Source organism: Methylocystis suflitae (assembly GCF_024448135.1).
In the GTDB taxonomy this organism is placed as follows: Bacteria; Pseudomonadota; Alphaproteobacteria; order Rhizobiales; family Beijerinckiaceae; genus Methylocystis; species Methylocystis suflitae.
The window spans coordinates 1-566 of record NZ_JAMRYX010000141.1 but is presented as its reverse complement, the minus strand read 5'-3'; the positions used below and the strand labels follow the sequence as shown (position 1 = coordinate 566).

Annotated in this window: 1 protein-coding gene; it reads left to right on the top strand. The window is 65.5% G+C overall.

The genetic code is table 11. The features are described 5' to 3' along the window. The coding region (locus tag NEI07_RS10690) for a hypothetical protein (RefSeq protein ID WP_256034474.1) at positions 1 to 316 on the top strand (316 nt) is incomplete at its 5' end. Positions 317 to 566: the final 250 nt, after the last annotated feature.

Below are 566 nucleotides of genomic sequence, written 5' to 3'. Positions count from 1 at the left end.
AACGGTTTCAGCGTCGATTTCGAGCCGCTCGCCTGAAAGCGGCGCTCGCGCGACAGGAGATCGCCCGGAAATGAAAGACAGTGACAAGCAAGCGCAACTGGCGATCCTCGCCGACGCGCTGACAAAGATCGTGGACGTGGCGACGATCGGGCCCGCGACAACCACGCCCATTGTCGAGTGGCTCGCGCGCTGCGTCGACCTGGCCGCCCAGGCGCTCGCCGCCGCCGCGACTTACGGGCCGCTGCCGGCGCCCCTTCCGCCTGTCGCGCCCGTCGAGCCGATGCCGGCGGACCAGGGTTCGCCAACCGCTCTGTAACGGGCGCTATCGGAACCGACCGAAGTTCGGGCGGACGCCTAACCGTCGTCCTTGTCCTTCGTGCACTTGCGACGGCAGGTCCGGCGAAGCGGTTAATCATCTTTTAGTCCATTTGAGGAATTTTCGTTTTGTCCATGGACAACAGAGGAACCGCGATGAATCTCTTTGCACGCGCCGCGCTCGCCACAGCCGCCGTGATGTCACTTGCCGGCTGCTACACGCCCCAGGATCGGGCGCTCGGCGGGGCGGC